Source organism: Kribbella amoyensis, assembly GCF_007828865.1.
Taxonomy (GTDB): Bacteria; Actinomycetota; Actinomycetes; order Propionibacteriales; family Kribbellaceae; genus Kribbella; species Kribbella amoyensis.
Genome location: NZ_VIVK01000001.1, coordinates 343,520 through 358,518, shown reverse-complemented (window position 1 = coordinate 358,518; position 14,999 = coordinate 343,520). Strand labels below are relative to the sequence as shown.

11 protein-coding genes are annotated in these 14,999 nt (G+C 70.4%); 5 read left to right on the top strand and 6 right to left on the bottom strand.

From position 1 onward, the window contains the following. The first annotated feature begins 6 nt into the window (after nt 1–6). From FB561_RS38160 to FB561_RS01730, 3 genes are all read left to right on the top strand, one after another. Complete coding sequence (locus FB561_RS38160) at nt 7–2,859, top strand: alpha-L-fucosidase (protein WP_202880518.1); 2,853 nt, start codon at nt 7–9, stop codon at nt 2,857–2,859. Nucleotides 2,860–2,928: 69 nt separating this feature from the next. Next, complete coding sequence (locus tag FB561_RS01735; RefSeq protein ID WP_145802310.1) at nt 2,929–3,948, top strand: hypothetical protein; 1,020 nt, start codon at nt 2,929–2,931, stop codon at nt 3,946–3,948. After that, a complete protein-coding gene (locus FB561_RS01730) occupies nt 3,945–5,486 on the top strand; it encodes a hypothetical protein (RefSeq protein ID WP_145802308.1) in 1,542 nt (513 codons plus the stop codon). Before FB561_RS01735 ends, FB561_RS01730 begins: the two co-directional genes overlap by 4 nt. 341 nt (nt 5,487–5,827) lie before the next feature. Here the strand turns inward: FB561_RS01730 and FB561_RS01720 are convergent, their stop codons facing one another. Both FB561_RS01720 and FB561_RS01715 read right to left on the bottom strand, forming a co-directional pair. After that, complete coding sequence (locus FB561_RS01720) at nt 5,828–7,858, bottom strand: HelD family protein (protein ID WP_145802306.1); 2,031 nt, start codon at nt 7,856–7,858, stop codon at nt 5,828–5,830. A 46-nt stretch (nt 7,859–7,904) separates the two neighbouring features. After that, nucleotides 7,905–8,699 (bottom strand): phosphatase PAP2 family protein, encoded by a 795-nt coding sequence (locus FB561_RS01715; RefSeq protein WP_145802304.1) that lies wholly within the window; start codon nt 8,697–8,699, stop codon nt 7,905–7,907. Nucleotides 8,700–8,883: 184 nt separating this feature from the next. On the opposite strand from FB561_RS01715, the gene FB561_RS01710 reads away from it, so the two are divergent. Then, entirely contained in the window at nt 8,884–9,456 is a 573-nt protein-coding gene (locus FB561_RS01710) for a nucleotidyltransferase family protein (RefSeq protein WP_145802302.1), read from the top strand. 25 nt (nt 9,457–9,481) lie between these two features. On the opposite strand, the gene FB561_RS01705 is transcribed toward FB561_RS01710, so the two are convergent. From FB561_RS01705 to FB561_RS01690, 4 genes are all read right to left on the bottom strand, one after another. Then, nucleotides 9,482–10,270, bottom strand: coding sequence for a sugar isomerase domain-containing protein (locus FB561_RS01705; RefSeq protein ID WP_145802300.1), 789 nt, complete (start codon nt 10,268–10,270; stop codon nt 9,482–9,484). 68 nt (nt 10,271–10,338) lie between these two features. Beyond that, entirely contained in the window at nt 10,339–11,226 is an 888-nt protein-coding gene (locus tag FB561_RS01700) for a carbohydrate ABC transporter permease (RefSeq protein ID WP_145802299.1), read from the bottom strand. Next, complete coding sequence (locus FB561_RS01695; RefSeq protein WP_145802298.1) at nt 11,223–12,167, bottom strand: ABC transporter permease; 945 nt, start codon at nt 12,165–12,167, stop codon at nt 11,223–11,225. Before FB561_RS01695 ends, FB561_RS01700 begins: the two co-directional genes overlap by 4 nt. Next, the gene (locus tag FB561_RS01690) at nt 12,168–13,790 is read right to left on the bottom strand and encodes an extracellular solute-binding protein (RefSeq protein ID WP_145802297.1); all 1,623 of its coding nucleotides are present in this window, start codon (nt 13,788–13,790) and stop codon (nt 12,168–12,170) included. 106 nt (nt 13,791–13,896) lie between these two features. Here FB561_RS01690 and FB561_RS01685 point away from each other — a divergent pair, with 106 nt between their 5' ends. Beyond that, nucleotides 13,897–14,991 carry a sialidase family protein gene (locus tag FB561_RS01685; protein ID WP_145802296.1) on the top strand — a complete coding sequence of 365 codons (1,095 nt, stop codon included), beginning with the start codon at nt 13,897–13,899 and terminating at the stop codon, nt 14,989–14,991. Nucleotides 14,992–14,999 lie beyond the last annotated feature (8 nt).

Below are 14,999 nucleotides of genomic sequence, written 5' to 3'. Positions count from 1 at the left end.
GACGCCGTGCGCGGACATCGCGGTACCGTCGCCCTGCTGCTCGCCGCCCTCGGGCTCGGACTGGTGACCGCCGGTCCGGCCGACGCCGCCGACCCGGACGTCCTGAACGTCTCGTTCGGTGGTTCGTTCTCCAGTGGCAACACCTACACAGCGGCCACGGGCGAGGTGATGGGTGGCACGCTGACCCGTCGGTCCGGTGCCGAATCGCTCGATCCCACCCGAGGCGTCGTGCTCGGCGGTGCCGCTGACGGGATCCGCTTCCAGCCCGGGACCGCGCTGAGTGGTGGCTCGGTGCAACGGTCGTTCCTGATCGAGACCGCGTTCACCCCGGCCGCGACCCAGGACAACCTGGCGACGGTGACCGCGATCGGCGGTGCGATCTTCGGGCGGTACACGGGCACCACCGTGCAGTACGGCTTCAGCACCGAGAGCGGTGGTGAGTGGCGTGACATCGTCCAGAGCATGCCGGTGCCGTCCGCCGGTGAGCAGCACGTGCTGGCGCTCGCGTACGAGGTGAACGGCGCCGGCGCCACACTGCATGCGTTCCTCGACGGACAGCAGTTGCCCGCAGCAATCAGTACCGACGGGAAGGCGACCTGGCATCCGCAGGCCGGCGGCGAAGTCGGGATCGGCAACGAGGTGCACCCGTCCGCCTTGCAGCGTGGGCTGTCCGGATCGGTTCGCCAGGTCCGGGTGGCCTCGTTCAGCGGGGTCTTCGATCCGGCCGACCTCGAGCTCGCCCGGCCGGTGGTGTCGAACGCCCGCGTCAGCGTGGGCTTCGAGGGCACCGTCGGTTCAGCGGGTGCCTACCAGCCCGCCCTCGGCGAGAAGGCGGACCCGGCTCCGGTGATCACCGGCGCGACCGTGACCGAGCCAGGACAGCTGCGGCTCGACGGCGGCGGGATCGGCTGGGACGCCTCGGCGCTCGGCCACGACACCGGCGTACTCGCGGAGACGGTGGTCTCACCCGACGTCCTGCAACGGGGGACCGAGTTGATCGACCTGCCCGGAGTCGCGAAGCTGGTTGCGCTGGGCAAGCACGAGGTCGAGCTCCGGACCGCGGACGGCGCCACCCGAGTCGCGTTGCCGGCACCCTCGGTCAAGGAGAACGTGCGCTACCACTCCCTCGGACTCGCGGTGGAACCGGACGGTCCGACGGTGACCGTACTGACCAAGCCCGGTGAGGCCGCGGTACGGAAGACCATCGGAACCGCCGAGGTCGGCGACCAGATCCGCTGGCTGACCGGGGCACGCGGGACGGCATACGGCGTGGGCGTGAGCACGTTCCTCAACAAGCCACCCGCCGACGCGCAGAGCCTGCGGGCGTTGCCGTGTGTGGTCGGCAAGTTGGATCCGGCGCGGACGATGCCCGTGGCCGACGGCGAGTGCGTGACGTCGCTGACCGCGAAGGCGTCCGCGATCCGGCCGGACCAGCGGCAGGTGGAGTGGCAGCGGATGGAGCAGACCGCGTTCCTGCACTTCGGCGTGAACACCTTCACCGGTCTCGAGTGGGGCCACGGTGACGAGGACCCGAACCTCTTCCAGCCGACCGGCCTGGACACCGACCAGTGGGCCCGGACCCTGCGGGACTCCGGGTTCAAGCTGGCGATCCTGACCGTGAAACACCATGACGGGTTCCTGCTCTACCCGTCGCGCTACAGCACCCACAGCGTCGCGAGCAGCTCGTGGCTGGGTGGCCAGGGCGACGTGGTCCGGGCGTTCGTGACCTCGATGCGCAAGTACGGGCTCAAGGTCGGGCTGTACCTGTCACCCGCGGACGAGAACCAGTACCTCGACGGCGTCTACGCGAACGGCAGCCCGCACACGCCGAGGACGATCCCGACGCTGGTCCCCGGGGACGACCGGGCCGGCCGCGACCTCCCGCGGTACACGCTGACCGCTTCTGACTACGGCGCCTACATGCTGAACCAGCTGTACGAGCTGCTGACCGAGTACGGGCCGGTGGACGAGGTGTGGTTCGACGGGGCGCAGGGGCGGATCCCGCCGGACAAGGTGGAGACGTACGACTTCCCGAGCTGGTACGAGCTGATCCGCGAGTTGGCTCCGCAGGCGACGATCGCGGTGAGCGGCCCGGATGTGCGGTGGGTCGGCAACGAATCGGGGCTGGCCCGGCCGGACGAGTACAGCGTGGTGCCGACGATCACGAAGCCGAACGGCGCACCGGAGTACGCGCTGGGCTACGCGGCCGGTGACCAGGGCAGCCGGAAGGCGTTGCTGGCCGGGCGGGACGCGGGTGCGACCGAGCTGGCCTGGTGGCCGGCCGAGTCGGACGTGTCGATCCGGGAGGGCTGGTTCCACCATCCTGAACAGGAACCGCGGTCCGTCGAGCAGCTGACCGACATCTACTACAAATCGGTCGGGCGGAACTCCGTGCTGCTGCTCAACCTCCCACCGGACCGCACCGGGCGGCTCGACGATCGGGACGTCACGCGGCTGGCGGAATGGCGGGCCCGGTTGGCGGCGGACATGCCGCGCGACCTGGCCCGCGGCGCCCACGCGAGTGGTGACGGGGCCAATCCACGAGCCGCGGTCGACGGGAACCAGGACACGTCGTGGGTCACGTCCGCACCGAACACGGGCACCCTCAGCGTCCGGTTGCCGAGCGGTACGACTGTCCGGCGGATCTCGTTGGGCGAGGACATCCGCTTCGGCCAGCAGGTCGAGGCCGGGGTCGTGGAGGCGCGGACCGCGGACGGCTGGCAGCCGGTCGCCGAATTCGGTGCCGTCGGCCAGCGCCGGATCCTCGCCCTCGACGCGCCGGCGACGACGGACGAGCTCCGGATCCGGATCACCCGGTCCCGCGCCAAGGTCCACCTGGCCACGGTCTCGGTGTACTGAGCGCGTCGGCCCCTCCGCGTCCTCGGGGTGCGGAGGGGTTGACACCGGTGATGCGGCAGGCTTGCGCCCATGCGTTTTCTGGCCGGGCTGCTGTTGCTCACCACCTCGTTGTCCGGGGCCGGCGATCCCGCGGCGGTGGTCGACGGCTGGAAGTCGGCCCCCGTGTACGTCGAGCCGTCGCAGCGCTCGCTGGTCCCGGACGAGGCCGCCAATCGGCTCGCCGCCCGGGTCCAGGGCCACGAACCGGCGATCCGGATCGCCGTCGTCCCGGCCGCGGCGCTGAGCTCGTCCGGATCCCGCGAGCAGGCGGCCCGGGCGTACCTGGACCAGGTGGTCGACCGGCAACGGCAGGACGGGATCTACCTGGTCGTGTTCGGCGGCGCGATGGCCTGGGGGAGCGCGGTCGGCGTGGACACCCCGATCGGCGAGATCCTCACCGACGAGCTCGGCAAGCACAGCCGGTCCGACCCGGTCGGCACCCTCGACGGTGTCCTCGACCAGCTCGACGTCCCCGCCTCACCAGGGGCCGACGACGGCGGTACGCCCGGCTGGTTGTGGCCGGCGCTGATCGTGCTGGTGCTGCTCGTCGGTGGCTGGTTCGGATTCCGGTGGTGGCGGGGGCGTCCGGGCAAGGACGAGGGACCCGCGCTCTACCGCCCGTCGTACCAGGTTCTGCCGGACGAGGCGGACTCCTTGGACGAGCGGCGGACCCTGGCGCGGGAGGACGTGACGCGGTTCGGGGAGGAACTGGACAGCGCGGACGTGCGTCTGGACGGCGTGAACACGGCAGCGGATGTGCAAGCGGCGCTGGACGCGTACGCGGAGGCGGGCCGGGCGGTCGACGGTGAGCTGAGCGACGACCAGCTCCGCGAGCTGCGGGCGACCGTGGAGTACGGGCGCTGGCGGCTCGCGTGTGCGCAGGCGCTGGTCGCCGGTACGCCCGCACCGCCGCGGCGCGCGCTCTGCTTCTTCGACCCCGCGCACGGCATGTCCGTGACCGACTGGATGTACACCCCGCCCGGTGGAAAGGCCCGGGAGATCCCCGTTTGCGACGCCTGCCGTACCAGGCTCTCTGGAGGCACCCGATGAAGCGTTCGACCCGACTGCTCGCCGTCCTCGCCCTGACGGCCCTCAGCGCCGCCCCGGCCGTGAGCGCGCACGCGGTGACACCCACACCGACCCCGAGGCCGACGGTGGACACCCCCACTCCGGCGAAGCCGAGCAAGACCCGGCCCACCTACCGCTACACCCCGCCCGACTTCGCCGGCGACCGCAAGAAGAAGGAGGCCGCGGCGGCGACGTACATGAACGAGGTGGCCGCCAAGCTCGGCGAACCCGGGCTGTACGTGGACCCCAAGGTCACCAAGCTGACCGCGTCCGAGATCTCCGAGCTGACCGCCTCGGCGAAGGCAGCCGCCGCGCCGATGCGGATCGCGGTGATCCCGGCGAGCGCGATCGACACGTCCCTGGTCGGCGGGTACTACCCCGACCTCGCCTGGGACGGTGAGGAGATCGCCGACCAGCTGTACGACCGGGTCGGCGTGGAAGGCGTGTACGCGGTCCTCGTCGACGCCAGCTCGGAGAAGGCCGGTCGTGGGTTCCACGCGGTCCAGCGGGCCGACACGGGACCGACGTACTACGTGGGCAAGGGCGTGGACGACGCGGTGGACTGCTGCGCGCCCGACTACGAGGAGATGCTCGCCCGGTTCATCCAGGTGGCGCAGGTGGTCGACAAGCCGTTCTACGTGGACGCGGCGCCGTGGGCCGGTGGCGCGGCCGGGTTGGCCGGGCTCTGGTGGGGCGTGACCGCGCTGGGAGCTCGCCGCGCTCGCCGTGCCGACGAGAAGGCGCACCTGGAGATCTCGCGGCCTCTGCTGACCGAGGAGATCATCGCGCTCTCGCAGCAGGTGTCCGCGTTGCCGACGACGTCCGACCCGCAGCAGTCCAAGCTGTCCAAGGACGTGCTCGACACCGTGGAGAAGGCGCGGCACCGGCTGGACAAGGCCGAGGGGGACAAGGACACCGAGGCGGTGGCGACATTGCTCGGCTCAGCGCGGTACGGACTGCTCTGCCTGGACGCGTTGCGAGCGGGCAAGCCGGTCCCGGAGCCGACGCCGCCCTGCTTCTTCGATCCGCGGCACGGGCCGAGTACCTCCTCGGCGAGCTGGGCACCGCCGGAGGGCGGGAAGCAGCGGTCCGTCGAGGTGTGCGTGGAATGTGCCGCGCGGCTCGCCGCCGACCAGGAGCCCGACGTCCGGATGGTCACCCTGCGGAACCATCCGCGGCCGTACTGGACCCTCGGCGAGGAGCTCGCGTCGTACATCGACGGCTACTGGTCCCAGGGTGACGGGCGCAGCTGGAGGTTCCCCGACGACGACGCCCGGCGGGCCGGTGAGCAGATGCGGTCCCGCTGGCGCTCCCGCCGTCCGGGTGCCCGCTTCAGCCGCTTCACCTCCGACGTCGGCACCTCGGTCAGCAGCTGGTCGGCGTCGCGTGGCGACGACAACGACAGCGTCTGGAGCTCGGGATCGTCCCGCAGCCGCTCCTGGTCCTCCCGCACCCGCAGCAGCAGCGGAGGCTCCAGCCGCCGCTCCTCCCGCCGCTCCGGCGGCTCCCGCGGCTTCTAACCCCAACCCCACCCGGCCCCCAGCCCGCCCGGCCCCCGGCCCGGCCCCCAGCCCGCCCGGCCCCCGCACCCGGCCCCCAGCCCGCCCGGCCCCGGCCCCCGGCGCAGCCCGGCCCCGGCCCGGGGGGCCCCAGCCCAGCCCGGCCGGCCCCCGGCCCGGCCCCGGCCCGACCCCCGGCCCGCAACTGATGGGTTAACCCTCGAGATGCAGGGTTGGCCCGTCGTATTTCCGGTGGCCAACCCTGCATCTCGGGGGTTAACCCATCTGCTGCCGTGGGTGGCAGGGCGCGCGCCGGGGAGGGCGTCAGGTGGTGAGGACGGCCGGGAGCGGGTCGGAGGGTGTCAGGTGGTGAGGACGGTTGGGAGCGGGTCGGTGTGGAGGACGGCCAGCGACGTGACGGCTCGGGTGAGGCAGACGTAGAGGCGGCGCAGGCCGGTCCGCTCGTCGGCCTCCCCGGCGACGATGGCGGCCGGCTCGAGCAGAACCACGTGGTCGAACTCGAGACCCTTCGCCAGACTCGCCGGGACCACGTCGAGATGCGCCTCGACGTCGTCCTCGTCCCCGAGCACGGCGTACTTCAGGCCCTGCGCGGTGAGCGCCTTGCGGATGGCCGGGACGAACGCGTCCGGGACGATGAGCCCGATCGAGCCGGGCCGGTCGACCACCTCGCCCACCGTCGACACCGCGGCCGCGAGGCTGTTCGGGACCTGGGTGATCGCGAGCTCACCACGGGCCCGCCGGACCGCGGTCGGCGGGGTCAGGCCGGGCGCGATCGACGGCAGCAGCCGGGCCGCGTACTCGATCACCTGGCCGGGGACGCGGAAGCCGGCCGTCAGTTCCTCGGTGTGCGCGCCGGTCTTGCCGAGGTGGGTGAGCGCCTCGTCCCAGGACGGGGTCGCCCAGGGCGTCGTCCCTTGCGCGATGTCGCCGAGCACCGTCATCGACCCGGTCGAGCAGCGCCGGCCGACCGCGCGGAGCTGCATCGCCGACAGGTCCTGCGCCTCGTCCAGGACGACATGGCCGAGACTCGGGGTCCGGTCCACCAGATCGGCCAGCTCGTCGATCAGGGTGGCGTCCGCGACCGACCACTTCGCCGTACCGACCGAGCGCGGCACCTTCTCCCAGACCAGCAGCCGTTGCTCGGAGTCGGTGAGGATCCCCTCGGCGTGCTCGGCGAGCAGGTCGGCATCGGTGAACAACCGGAACAGCAGCTTCGCCGGATCCACGGACGGCCACAGCTCCTCGGCGTACTGCTTGACCGGGCGGCTCCGGGCGACCGAGTCCTGCACCCGGTCGTCGGGGGAGTCACCGGCGGACTCCATCCGGAGCAGCACGGCATGCGCGAGCCGCTGCGGCAGCATCGCGCGCCCGGCCCCGTACCGGATGCCGCGGGTCCGCAGCTCGTTGACCAGCTCCTCGGTCTCGTACGCCGGGACGCGCCAGCGGTGGGATCCCCGCGGGACCACCAGCGCCTCCTTCGGCAGCTGGACCTGGCTCCACACGGCGCGGTGCAGCACATCGGCCATCCGGGCGTCGCCCTTGAGTACGTCGACCGCGGCGGGCCCTGGTCCGGCCACCTTCACCCGGGCGACCAGTTCCTCGACCGTGGTCTGCTTCGCCTCGATCTCACCGAGAGCGGGCAGCACGTCGCCGATGTAGCGCAGGAAGCTCGCGTTCGGGCCGACCACCAGGACCCCGGCCCGGCTGAGCTGGTCCCGGTACGCGTACAGCAGGTACGCCGCGCGGTGCAGCCCGACCGCGGTCTTCCCGGTCCCGGGCGCACCCTGGACGCAGATGGTGTCCTCGACGCCGGCCCGGACGATCACGTCCTGCTCGGGCTGGATGGTGGCCACGATGTCGCGCATCGGACCCGACCGGGGCCGCTCGATCTCGGCGTCCAGGATGTCGCTGTGCTGCTCGGTCGCGCCGGCCGCGGTCAGGTCCTCGTCCTCGAACGCGGTCAGCGCGCCGTGCGTGAACCCGAACCGGCGCCGGCCCCCGACCCCCATCGGCTCGGTCTTGCTGGCCCGGTAGAACGGCACCGAGATGTCGGCCCGCCAGTCCACCACCAGCGGTTCGCCGTCGGCGTCGTTCACGTGCCGGCGGCCGATGTGGAACGTCTCGTCCGCCGGCTCCAGGTAGTCCAGCCGGCCGAAGAACAGCGGCACCTCGGGATCGTCCTCGAGCTCCTTCATCCGGCGCCAGATCGCCGCCTTGAGGAACTCGGTGTTCACCCGGTCGGCGCTGTGGATCTCCAGCGCACCGGTCTTCTCCCGCATCACGGCGAGCGCGGTCCGGGCCGTGGCCAGGTACTCCTGCTCGGCCCGCAACGTCGGGTCGGGGATCTCGGGGAACGGGTCGTCCGGGGGCATGACAGGACCTCCGCAGCGCGGTCGACGGACGGGAAGCCCGGCCACGTTACTTGAGCGCGGCCGCCACCGGTACCGATTTATCCGGCGCGGCGAGGGACCGGCGGTACGCGAACAGCCCGGGGCGGAGCAGCAGCGGCAGGCTGACCGCCAGCAGGACCAGCACCACCAGGCCGTCCAGCCAGTAGTGGTTCGCGGTGACGACCACGACGCCGAACGTGACGACCGGGTGGGCCAGCCACAGCCAGCGCCAGCGCGACCGGGTGATCAGGATCATCGACAGCGCGATCAGCGCGGCCCAGCCGACGTGCAGGCTCGGCATCGCGGCGAACTGGTTCGCGACCCCGCCGGAGTGGTCCGGGCCGTAGACGGACTGGCCGAACTTCAGCCCGGTGTCGACGAACCCGGGCATCATCCGCGGCGGTGCCAGCGGGAACACGATGTGACCGATCAGCGCGAGTCCGGTCAGCGACACCATCGTCCAGCGCACCTGCGAGTACGCCTGCGGCCGCCAGATGCTCAGCCACAGCAGGACCGAGAGGGTCAGCGGCGCGTGCACCGACGCGTAGTACAGATTCGCGCCCTCGACCAGGTGCGGGACCTGGAGCGCGTGCTGCTGGAGAGCGGACTCGTCGGGCAGATGCAGCCAGCGCTGCAGGGAGAGGACCTCGCGGGCGTGGTCGAAGGCCGAGCCCGTGTTCCGCGCGGCGATCTGCCGGCCCGCGCTGTAGACGAGGAAGAGGGTGGCCAGCAGAACGACTTCTCGCGCGACTCGCCAGACCACGGGCGCCAACGGGGCGCGTCTCCGATCCAGCTCGAGCGGCTCCAGCGCCTGTGTCCCCATAGCGTTCGACGGTACCGGCGGACCCCTCCGGAACGCCCCAGGCGCGACCCCTGAGGTTGCCCTGGGCAACCCCCGAGGTGCGGTCCGTGACCGGCCTGTCACCCCCCTCTCCAAGTCCCTCCTTGGAGCAACCGACGGCCCGTCCTCCGCATTCCACGTCCGCGGGTGGATCACACTGGTCGGCATGGAACTGATCGGTGTCCTGCTCGCGGCCGGCGCGGGTACCCGGCTCGGCCGGCCCGGCGGGCTGATGCACGCGCCGGACGGTACGCCGTGGGTGGTCAGCTCCGTCCGCGTCCTCCGGGAAGCCGGTTGTTCGCGGATCGGTGTGGTCGTCGGCGCTTCCGCACCGGACGTGGTGTGTCTGCTCACCGACGAGGACGTCACGATCGTGCCGTCACCCTCCTGGTCCGACGGCTTGTCCGCGTCGGTGCGGGCTGGGCTCGGTTGGGCGGGAGAGACCGACGCGCCGGTCGCCGTGGTCCACATGGTTGATCGTCCGCGCGTTGGCGTTGCCGTCGTTCGCCGGGTCGTCGCGGCCGCCGCTCCGGCTCCCGTCGAGGGGAACGCGCCCGCCGACCACACCCGGCTCGCGCGAGCGTCGTACGACGGCGCCTCGGGGTATCCGGTCGTCATCGGGCGTGCCCACTGGGGAGCGGCCGGCGCGGCAGCCACCGGGGATCGGTCGATGGGCCCCTATCTGAAGCGAGTGCCCTGTCCGCTGATCCCCTGTGACGACCTCCTTGATCCGGCGTGAGCTGCCATCGGTCAGCAGGCGATCCTCAGGGCTCGATCGGCCGGACGCGTTCCGCGAACCGCGCGACCACAGGCTCGTTGTGCGAGTCACCGACGGGAAGGTTCGCCGATACCAGCACCGGGACCGGTGCCCCGGAGGCAGCGAGCAGCCGGCAGACGGATTCGGTCAGGAGCTGGGCGATCAGCACACCGGTCAGGGAGGAGATCGCTCCGATGCGCACGCCGGGCCTCAGGTCGATGGTGGCGTCGCCCGCCGGCGCACCGTTGTCGATGATGACGTCCGCGAGTTCACTGAGGCGGCGGCCACCCGCTCGGACATCGACCGACGAGGTGTGCCGTAGCGACGTGATCGCGATCAGCGGATGCCCGCGGTCCCGCGCGAGCTCGGCCATCTCGACCACCGAGGCGTTGATACCGGAGTTGGACACGATCAGGAAGGCGTCCCGCGGACTCGGCCGGGCGAGGTCGTAGATGCGTCGCGCCAGCCCTGGTTCGCGCTCGTAGGTCGGATCCAGGATCTGGGCCGGATCGGTCCCCCCGAACATCACCAAGTCCTTGACGGCGAGCATGCTCACCGACGCCAGACCGCCGGCTCGGCCACTGAGCTCCAGGCACACCGCGCGCGAATGGCCGGTCCCGAAGACCTGGAGGATCCCGTCCTGGCCGTAGGCGTCGACGATCATCCGCGCGGCGGTCTCGATGGGGTCGAGCTGCGTGCTCAGGACTTGCTCGATGGCGTCCCGGGCGACCGCGGGATACTGCAGCGAAGCCTGCACCGGGTCGCCGCCGGGATCAGGTTCAAGTTTTTCGGTCATGGCTGAAATTAACCTGTCCCGGTCCTTCCCGCGAGGACCGGGACACCTGGTGAGACGAGCCGGACCCGCTACCCCTTCACCGCTCCGGTCAGCACGCCCTTGGCGAAGTGCCGCTGCAGGAACGGGTAGACGAGCAGGATCGGCACGATCGAGATCACCAGGATGGCCATCTGGATCGAGGCCTGCGGCGGCAGCATCTCGGTCCCCAGCTCCGCACTCCCGAGCTGGGTGTCGTTGATGACGTACGTCCGCAGCACCAGCTGCAACGGCCACTTCGAGCTGTCGTTGAGGTAGAGCAGCGCCGAGAAGAACGCGTTCCAGTAGGCGACCGCGTAGAACAGGCCGATCACCGACAGCACCGCCTTCGACAGCGGCATCACGATGAACGCGAACGTCTTCAGCTCACCGGCCCCGTCGATCCGCGCGCTCTCGGTGATCTCGGCCGGCAGGTTCCCGAAGAACGCGCGCAGTACGATCACGTTGAACGCGCTCACCATCGTCGGCACGATCAACGCCCAGAGGCTGTCCAGCAACCCGGCGCCCTTGACCACCAGGTACGTCGGGATGATGCCCGGCGAGAACAGCATGCTGAACAACACGATCAGCAGGATCGGCCGCCCCGCCGAGAACCCCGGCCGGGCCAGCGCGTACGCGAGCAGGCAGGACACGGTCAGGCTGAGCAAGGTCCCGACCACGGTGACGAAGACGCTGACCACCAGGGCCCGCGTCACCACGCCGCCGGCGAACAACGACTCGTACGCCCCGAAGTTCACCGACTTCGGGAACAGCACCAGTCCACCGGACTCGTTGATCTGCTGGTTCGGCGCGACGCTGGTCGAGATCACCCCGACGAACGGGATGATCACCGCCACGCAGAACACCAGCAGGACCAGGCCCTTGAAGATCCGCATCGGCCAGGACGGCATCGGGACGCCGTTGACGATTCGCCGGGTCATCGGCTGTACACCCCCTGCTCCCCGAAGATGTGGGCGACCTTGTTCGCGGCGAGGACGAGGACGACGCCGACGATGCCCTTCACCAGCCCGACCGCGGCCGCGATACCCCACGCGCCACCGAGGATGCCGTTGTTGTAGACGTAGGTGTCGAGCACCTCGCTGACTTCTCGGCCGACCGCGGCCTGCTGCAGGATGATCTGCTCGAAGCCGACGGTGAGCGAGTCACCGAGCCGCAGGATGAACAGCAAAATGATGATCCCGCGCAGCCCCGGCAACGTGACGTGCCAGAGCTGCCGCATCCGGCTCGCCCCGTCCACACTGGCCGCCTCGTACAGCTGCGAGTCGATCTGGGAGAGCGCGGCCAGGAACAGGATCGTCGCCCAGCCGGTGTCCTTCCAGATGATCTGCGAGGTCAGCAGGATGTGGAACAGCTCCGAGTTGCCGATGATGTTCAAGGTGGCGAGGTCGTGCGAGCGCAGGTAGTTGTTCAGCAACCCGCTGCCGCCCAGCATCTGCTGGAACAGCGCGACCACGATCACCCAGGACATGAAGTGCGGCAGGTAGAGGATGCTCTGCGCGACCCGCTTGATCCGCTCCGAGAACAGCGAGTTCAGCAGCAACGCGAGCAGGATCGGCGCAGGGAACACGATCAGCGACTGCAGCGCGGTCAGGATCAGCGTGTTCTTCAGCGCCCTCAGGAAGGCCGGGTCGCCGTTGAAGATCACCGCGAAGTTGCCGAACCCGGCCCAGTCGCTGCCGCCGATCCCGAGGAACGGCTGGTAGTCCTTGAACGCGATCACGTTGCCGAGCAGCGGCAGGTAGTGGAACGCCAGGATCAGCAGGGTCCCGGGCAGCGCGAACAGCAGCAGCACCCGGTCCCGGAGCAACCGTTGACCGAGTGACAGCCGCGAGCCCGCGCCGCTCTTGGTGCGTTGCAGCATCTACTTCCCTGCCGTGTCGGAGAAGGCCTGCTCGAGCTCGGTCCGCATCGTGTCCCCGCCGGAGCTCTTCCAGGTCTCGACGCCGGCCTTCCAGTCCGAGACCGGCTTCTTGCCCTGCAGGATCTGGCTCTCCAGGTCGTTGATCGTTTTGGTGAGCTGGGCCTGCTTCTTCGACAGCGTGTCGGAGTACAGCCCGTAGGACGCGTCGTACACGAGCCGGTCGGCGATCTTCGTTTGGATCGCGTGCTGCTTCTGCGACACGTCGGGCTTGCCCGCCCAGTACAGCGCCAGCGTGGAGTCGCTGATGTACTGCACGCCGATCCCTGTCTCGACCACGCCGGTCTTGTTCGGAATCGGGTCCGTGCCCTGCAGCGCGTAATGCCGGCCGGCCACGCCGTACTTGCGGAACAGGTACTCCTCGGTGCCGAACGGAGCCGCCATCCAGTCGGCGAGCTTCAGCAGCGTCTCGGCGGAGTGCTTGCTGTCCTTGTTGAAGGCGGTGAGGTTGTTCAGCGCCGAGCCCATCCAGGGGGATCCCGCGCCGCCGTCGAAGCCCGGCACGTCGAGCGCGCCCACCGCGAACGCGTCCCCGGCCGTGCTGTCGGCATAGTACTGGTTCCACGCGACGAAGCTGTCGTGGTCGAACACGGCGCTGCCACCGTTGAACCACTGCTTGCGGGCACTCGCCTTGTCGGTGAACGCGTCCGGGTTGAGCACGCCGGCGGCGACCATCTTCCGGCCGGCCTCCAGCGCCTCGAGCTGGGCCTCGTGCTCGAAGGCGGAGGTGAACTTGCCGCCCTCCTCCTTCCACACGTTCGGGATCCCGAGCATCTGCCGAATGGTCGCGATCGGCACCTTGGTCCACGCCCACCGGTTCTGCTTGGCCGCGGTCACCTCCTTGGCGAGGTCGAAGAACTCCTGGAAGTTCTTCGGGGCCGGGTCCTTGATGCCCTGGGCGGCGAGCAGGTCCGCGCGGTACAGCGGCAGCGACGTCCGTGACATCCCGCGCGGCACCGGCACACCGTAGATCGCGCCGTTGAAGACACAACCCTTCCAGTACTCGGTCGGGATGTTCGCGAGGAACGGGTACTTCTTGATCGCGTCGCCGGACAGGTGCTCGGTCAGGTCCATCGCCTTGGCCTTCAGCAGGCCGGGGATCTGAACGGTGTTCGTGGGGATGTTGAGAACATCGGGCAGGTCGCCGCCGGCGATCCGGGTGGCGAACTTGTTCGGGTACTCGTCGTTCGACGCCATGCTGATCTGCAGCTCCGAGCCGAGCCGCTCGTTCAGCGCCTGCCAGAACTGGTTCCGCTCCATCCCCGGCGGGATCGCGCCCGGGATGTTGGTCATGAAGGTGATCGGCTGGCCGTCGCCCGGCTTGTCGGCGATCGCCTTGACCGGGTTCGCCGGGTACTTGAGGAACCCGTCCAGGACGACGTCGGTGCCGGGGAGGTCGGGCTTCACGCCGGCGTAGCGCTGGTACGTGGGCAACTTGACCGCCGCGTTGGCCGCGGCCGAGTTCTTCTTGTCGGACGCGCAGCCCGCCAACAGCGGCGTACCGGTCGCCGCGACCGCTGCCGCGGCCAGGCTGCCGCCGAGGAACGTTCTTCTGCTGACAGGCATGAGGCCTCATTTCCAGGGGAGGGCGGGTCCTTCCGGGCGGGCTGCGCCCCAGAGATCCGGAAGAAACCGTTGAGTGTGCTTGCCCGACCATGACATAGTACGTCCTATGTCTTCAAGACTCCCGCCCGCCGAAATCGTCTTCGACCCGGCCGGCAGCGGCTATCACACCTTCCGGATCCCGTCCTTGCTGGCGAAGGGCGACGTGCTGCTCGCGTTCTGCGAGGGCCGGCTGAACTCGTCCGCCGACGCGGGCGAGATCGAGGTCGTGCTGCGCCGCTCCCTCGACGCCGGCCGGACCTGGCTGCCGCTGCAGCAGGTGTGCGCCGTGCCCGGCAAGACCTGCGGAAACCCGGTTCCTGTGGTCGATCCGGCGACCGGCGACATCGTCCTGGTCACCGTGCAGAACGGCGCCGAGGCGGTCGAGATCACCGTTGCGCGCGGCACCGATCCCGAGTCCGGCCGGCGGATCTGGCTGCAGCGCAGTACCGACGACGGCGCCACCTGGTCGGAGCCGGAGGAGATCACCGCACAGGTGAAACCGGCCGATTGGGGCTGGTACGCGACCGGTCCGTGCCACGGCATCGCGCTCACCCAGGGCCAGTACGCGGGCCGCCTGGTCGTCCCGGCGAACCACTCCGTCGTGCCGGCCGAGTACGACGACCTGGACACCGCCGCCGCGCTCCGGCTGAACGGCGGCCACTGCATCTTCAGCGACGACGGCGGCCGGACCTGGCAACTCGGGTTCACCGACCGCAACGACGGCGACGAGATCAACGGCAACGAGACCACGGTGGCCGAGCTCGCCGACGGCCGGCTGTACTTCAACACCCGGAACCACCGCGGGACCGGACCGGCCCGGGCGCACGCGTACTCGTCCGACGGCGGCGCCACCCTGGACGCGCCGTACGAGGGGATCAAGGAGATCACCGCGCCCGGCATCCAGGGCAGCGTGCTCCGGGTCGGCGACCGGCTGCTGCTGACCACGCCGGTCGTGCCCGACGCGCGCCGCGAGCTCACCGTCTTCGTCAGCGACGACGACGGCGCGTCCTGGCGCCCGGGGCTCGTCGTCCACCCGGGTATGGCCGGGTACTCCGACCTCGCCCCGCTGCCGGGTGGCCAGGTCGGCCTGTTCTACGAGGCGGGCGAGACGTCGTCGTTCGCCACGTTGCGCTTCAGCACCTTCGATCCGTCCGCGCTCTGACCCACGGG

What these genes read in the sequence shown, in the direction of transcription:
- FB561_RS01735 (WP_145802310.1), top strand. Translation starts at nt 2,929, where the DNA reads ATGCGTTTTCTGGCCGGGCTGCTGTTGCTCACCACCTCGTTGTCCGGG.
- FB561_RS01730 (WP_145802308.1), top strand. Translation starts at nt 3,945, where the DNA reads ATGAAGCGTTCGACCCGACTGCTCGCCGTCCTCGCCCTGACGGCCCTC.
- FB561_RS01720 (WP_145802306.1), bottom strand. Translation starts at nt 7,858, where the DNA reads ATGCCCCCGGACGACCCGTTCCCCGAGATCCCCGACCCGACGTTGCGG.
- FB561_RS01715 (WP_145802304.1), bottom strand. Translation starts at nt 8,699, where the DNA reads ATGGGGACACAGGCGCTGGAGCCGCTCGAGCTGGATCGGAGACGCGCC.
- FB561_RS01710 (WP_145802302.1), top strand. Translation starts at nt 8,884, where the DNA reads ATGGAACTGATCGGTGTCCTGCTCGCGGCCGGCGCGGGTACCCGGCTC.
- FB561_RS01705 (WP_145802300.1), bottom strand. Translation starts at nt 10,270, where the DNA reads ATGACCGAAAAACTTGAACCTGATCCCGGCGGCGACCCGGTGCAGGCT.
- FB561_RS01700 (WP_145802299.1), bottom strand. Translation starts at nt 11,226, where the DNA reads ATGACCCGGCGAATCGTCAACGGCGTCCCGATGCCGTCCTGGCCGATG.
- FB561_RS01695 (WP_145802298.1), bottom strand. Translation starts at nt 12,167, where the DNA reads ATGCTGCAACGCACCAAGAGCGGCGCGGGCTCGCGGCTGTCACTCGGT.
- FB561_RS01690 (WP_145802297.1), bottom strand. Translation starts at nt 13,790, where the DNA reads ATGCCTGTCAGCAGAAGAACGTTCCTCGGCGGCAGCCTGGCCGCGGCA.
- FB561_RS01685 (WP_145802296.1), top strand. Translation starts at nt 13,897, where the DNA reads ATGTCTTCAAGACTCCCGCCCGCCGAAATCGTCTTCGACCCGGCCGGC.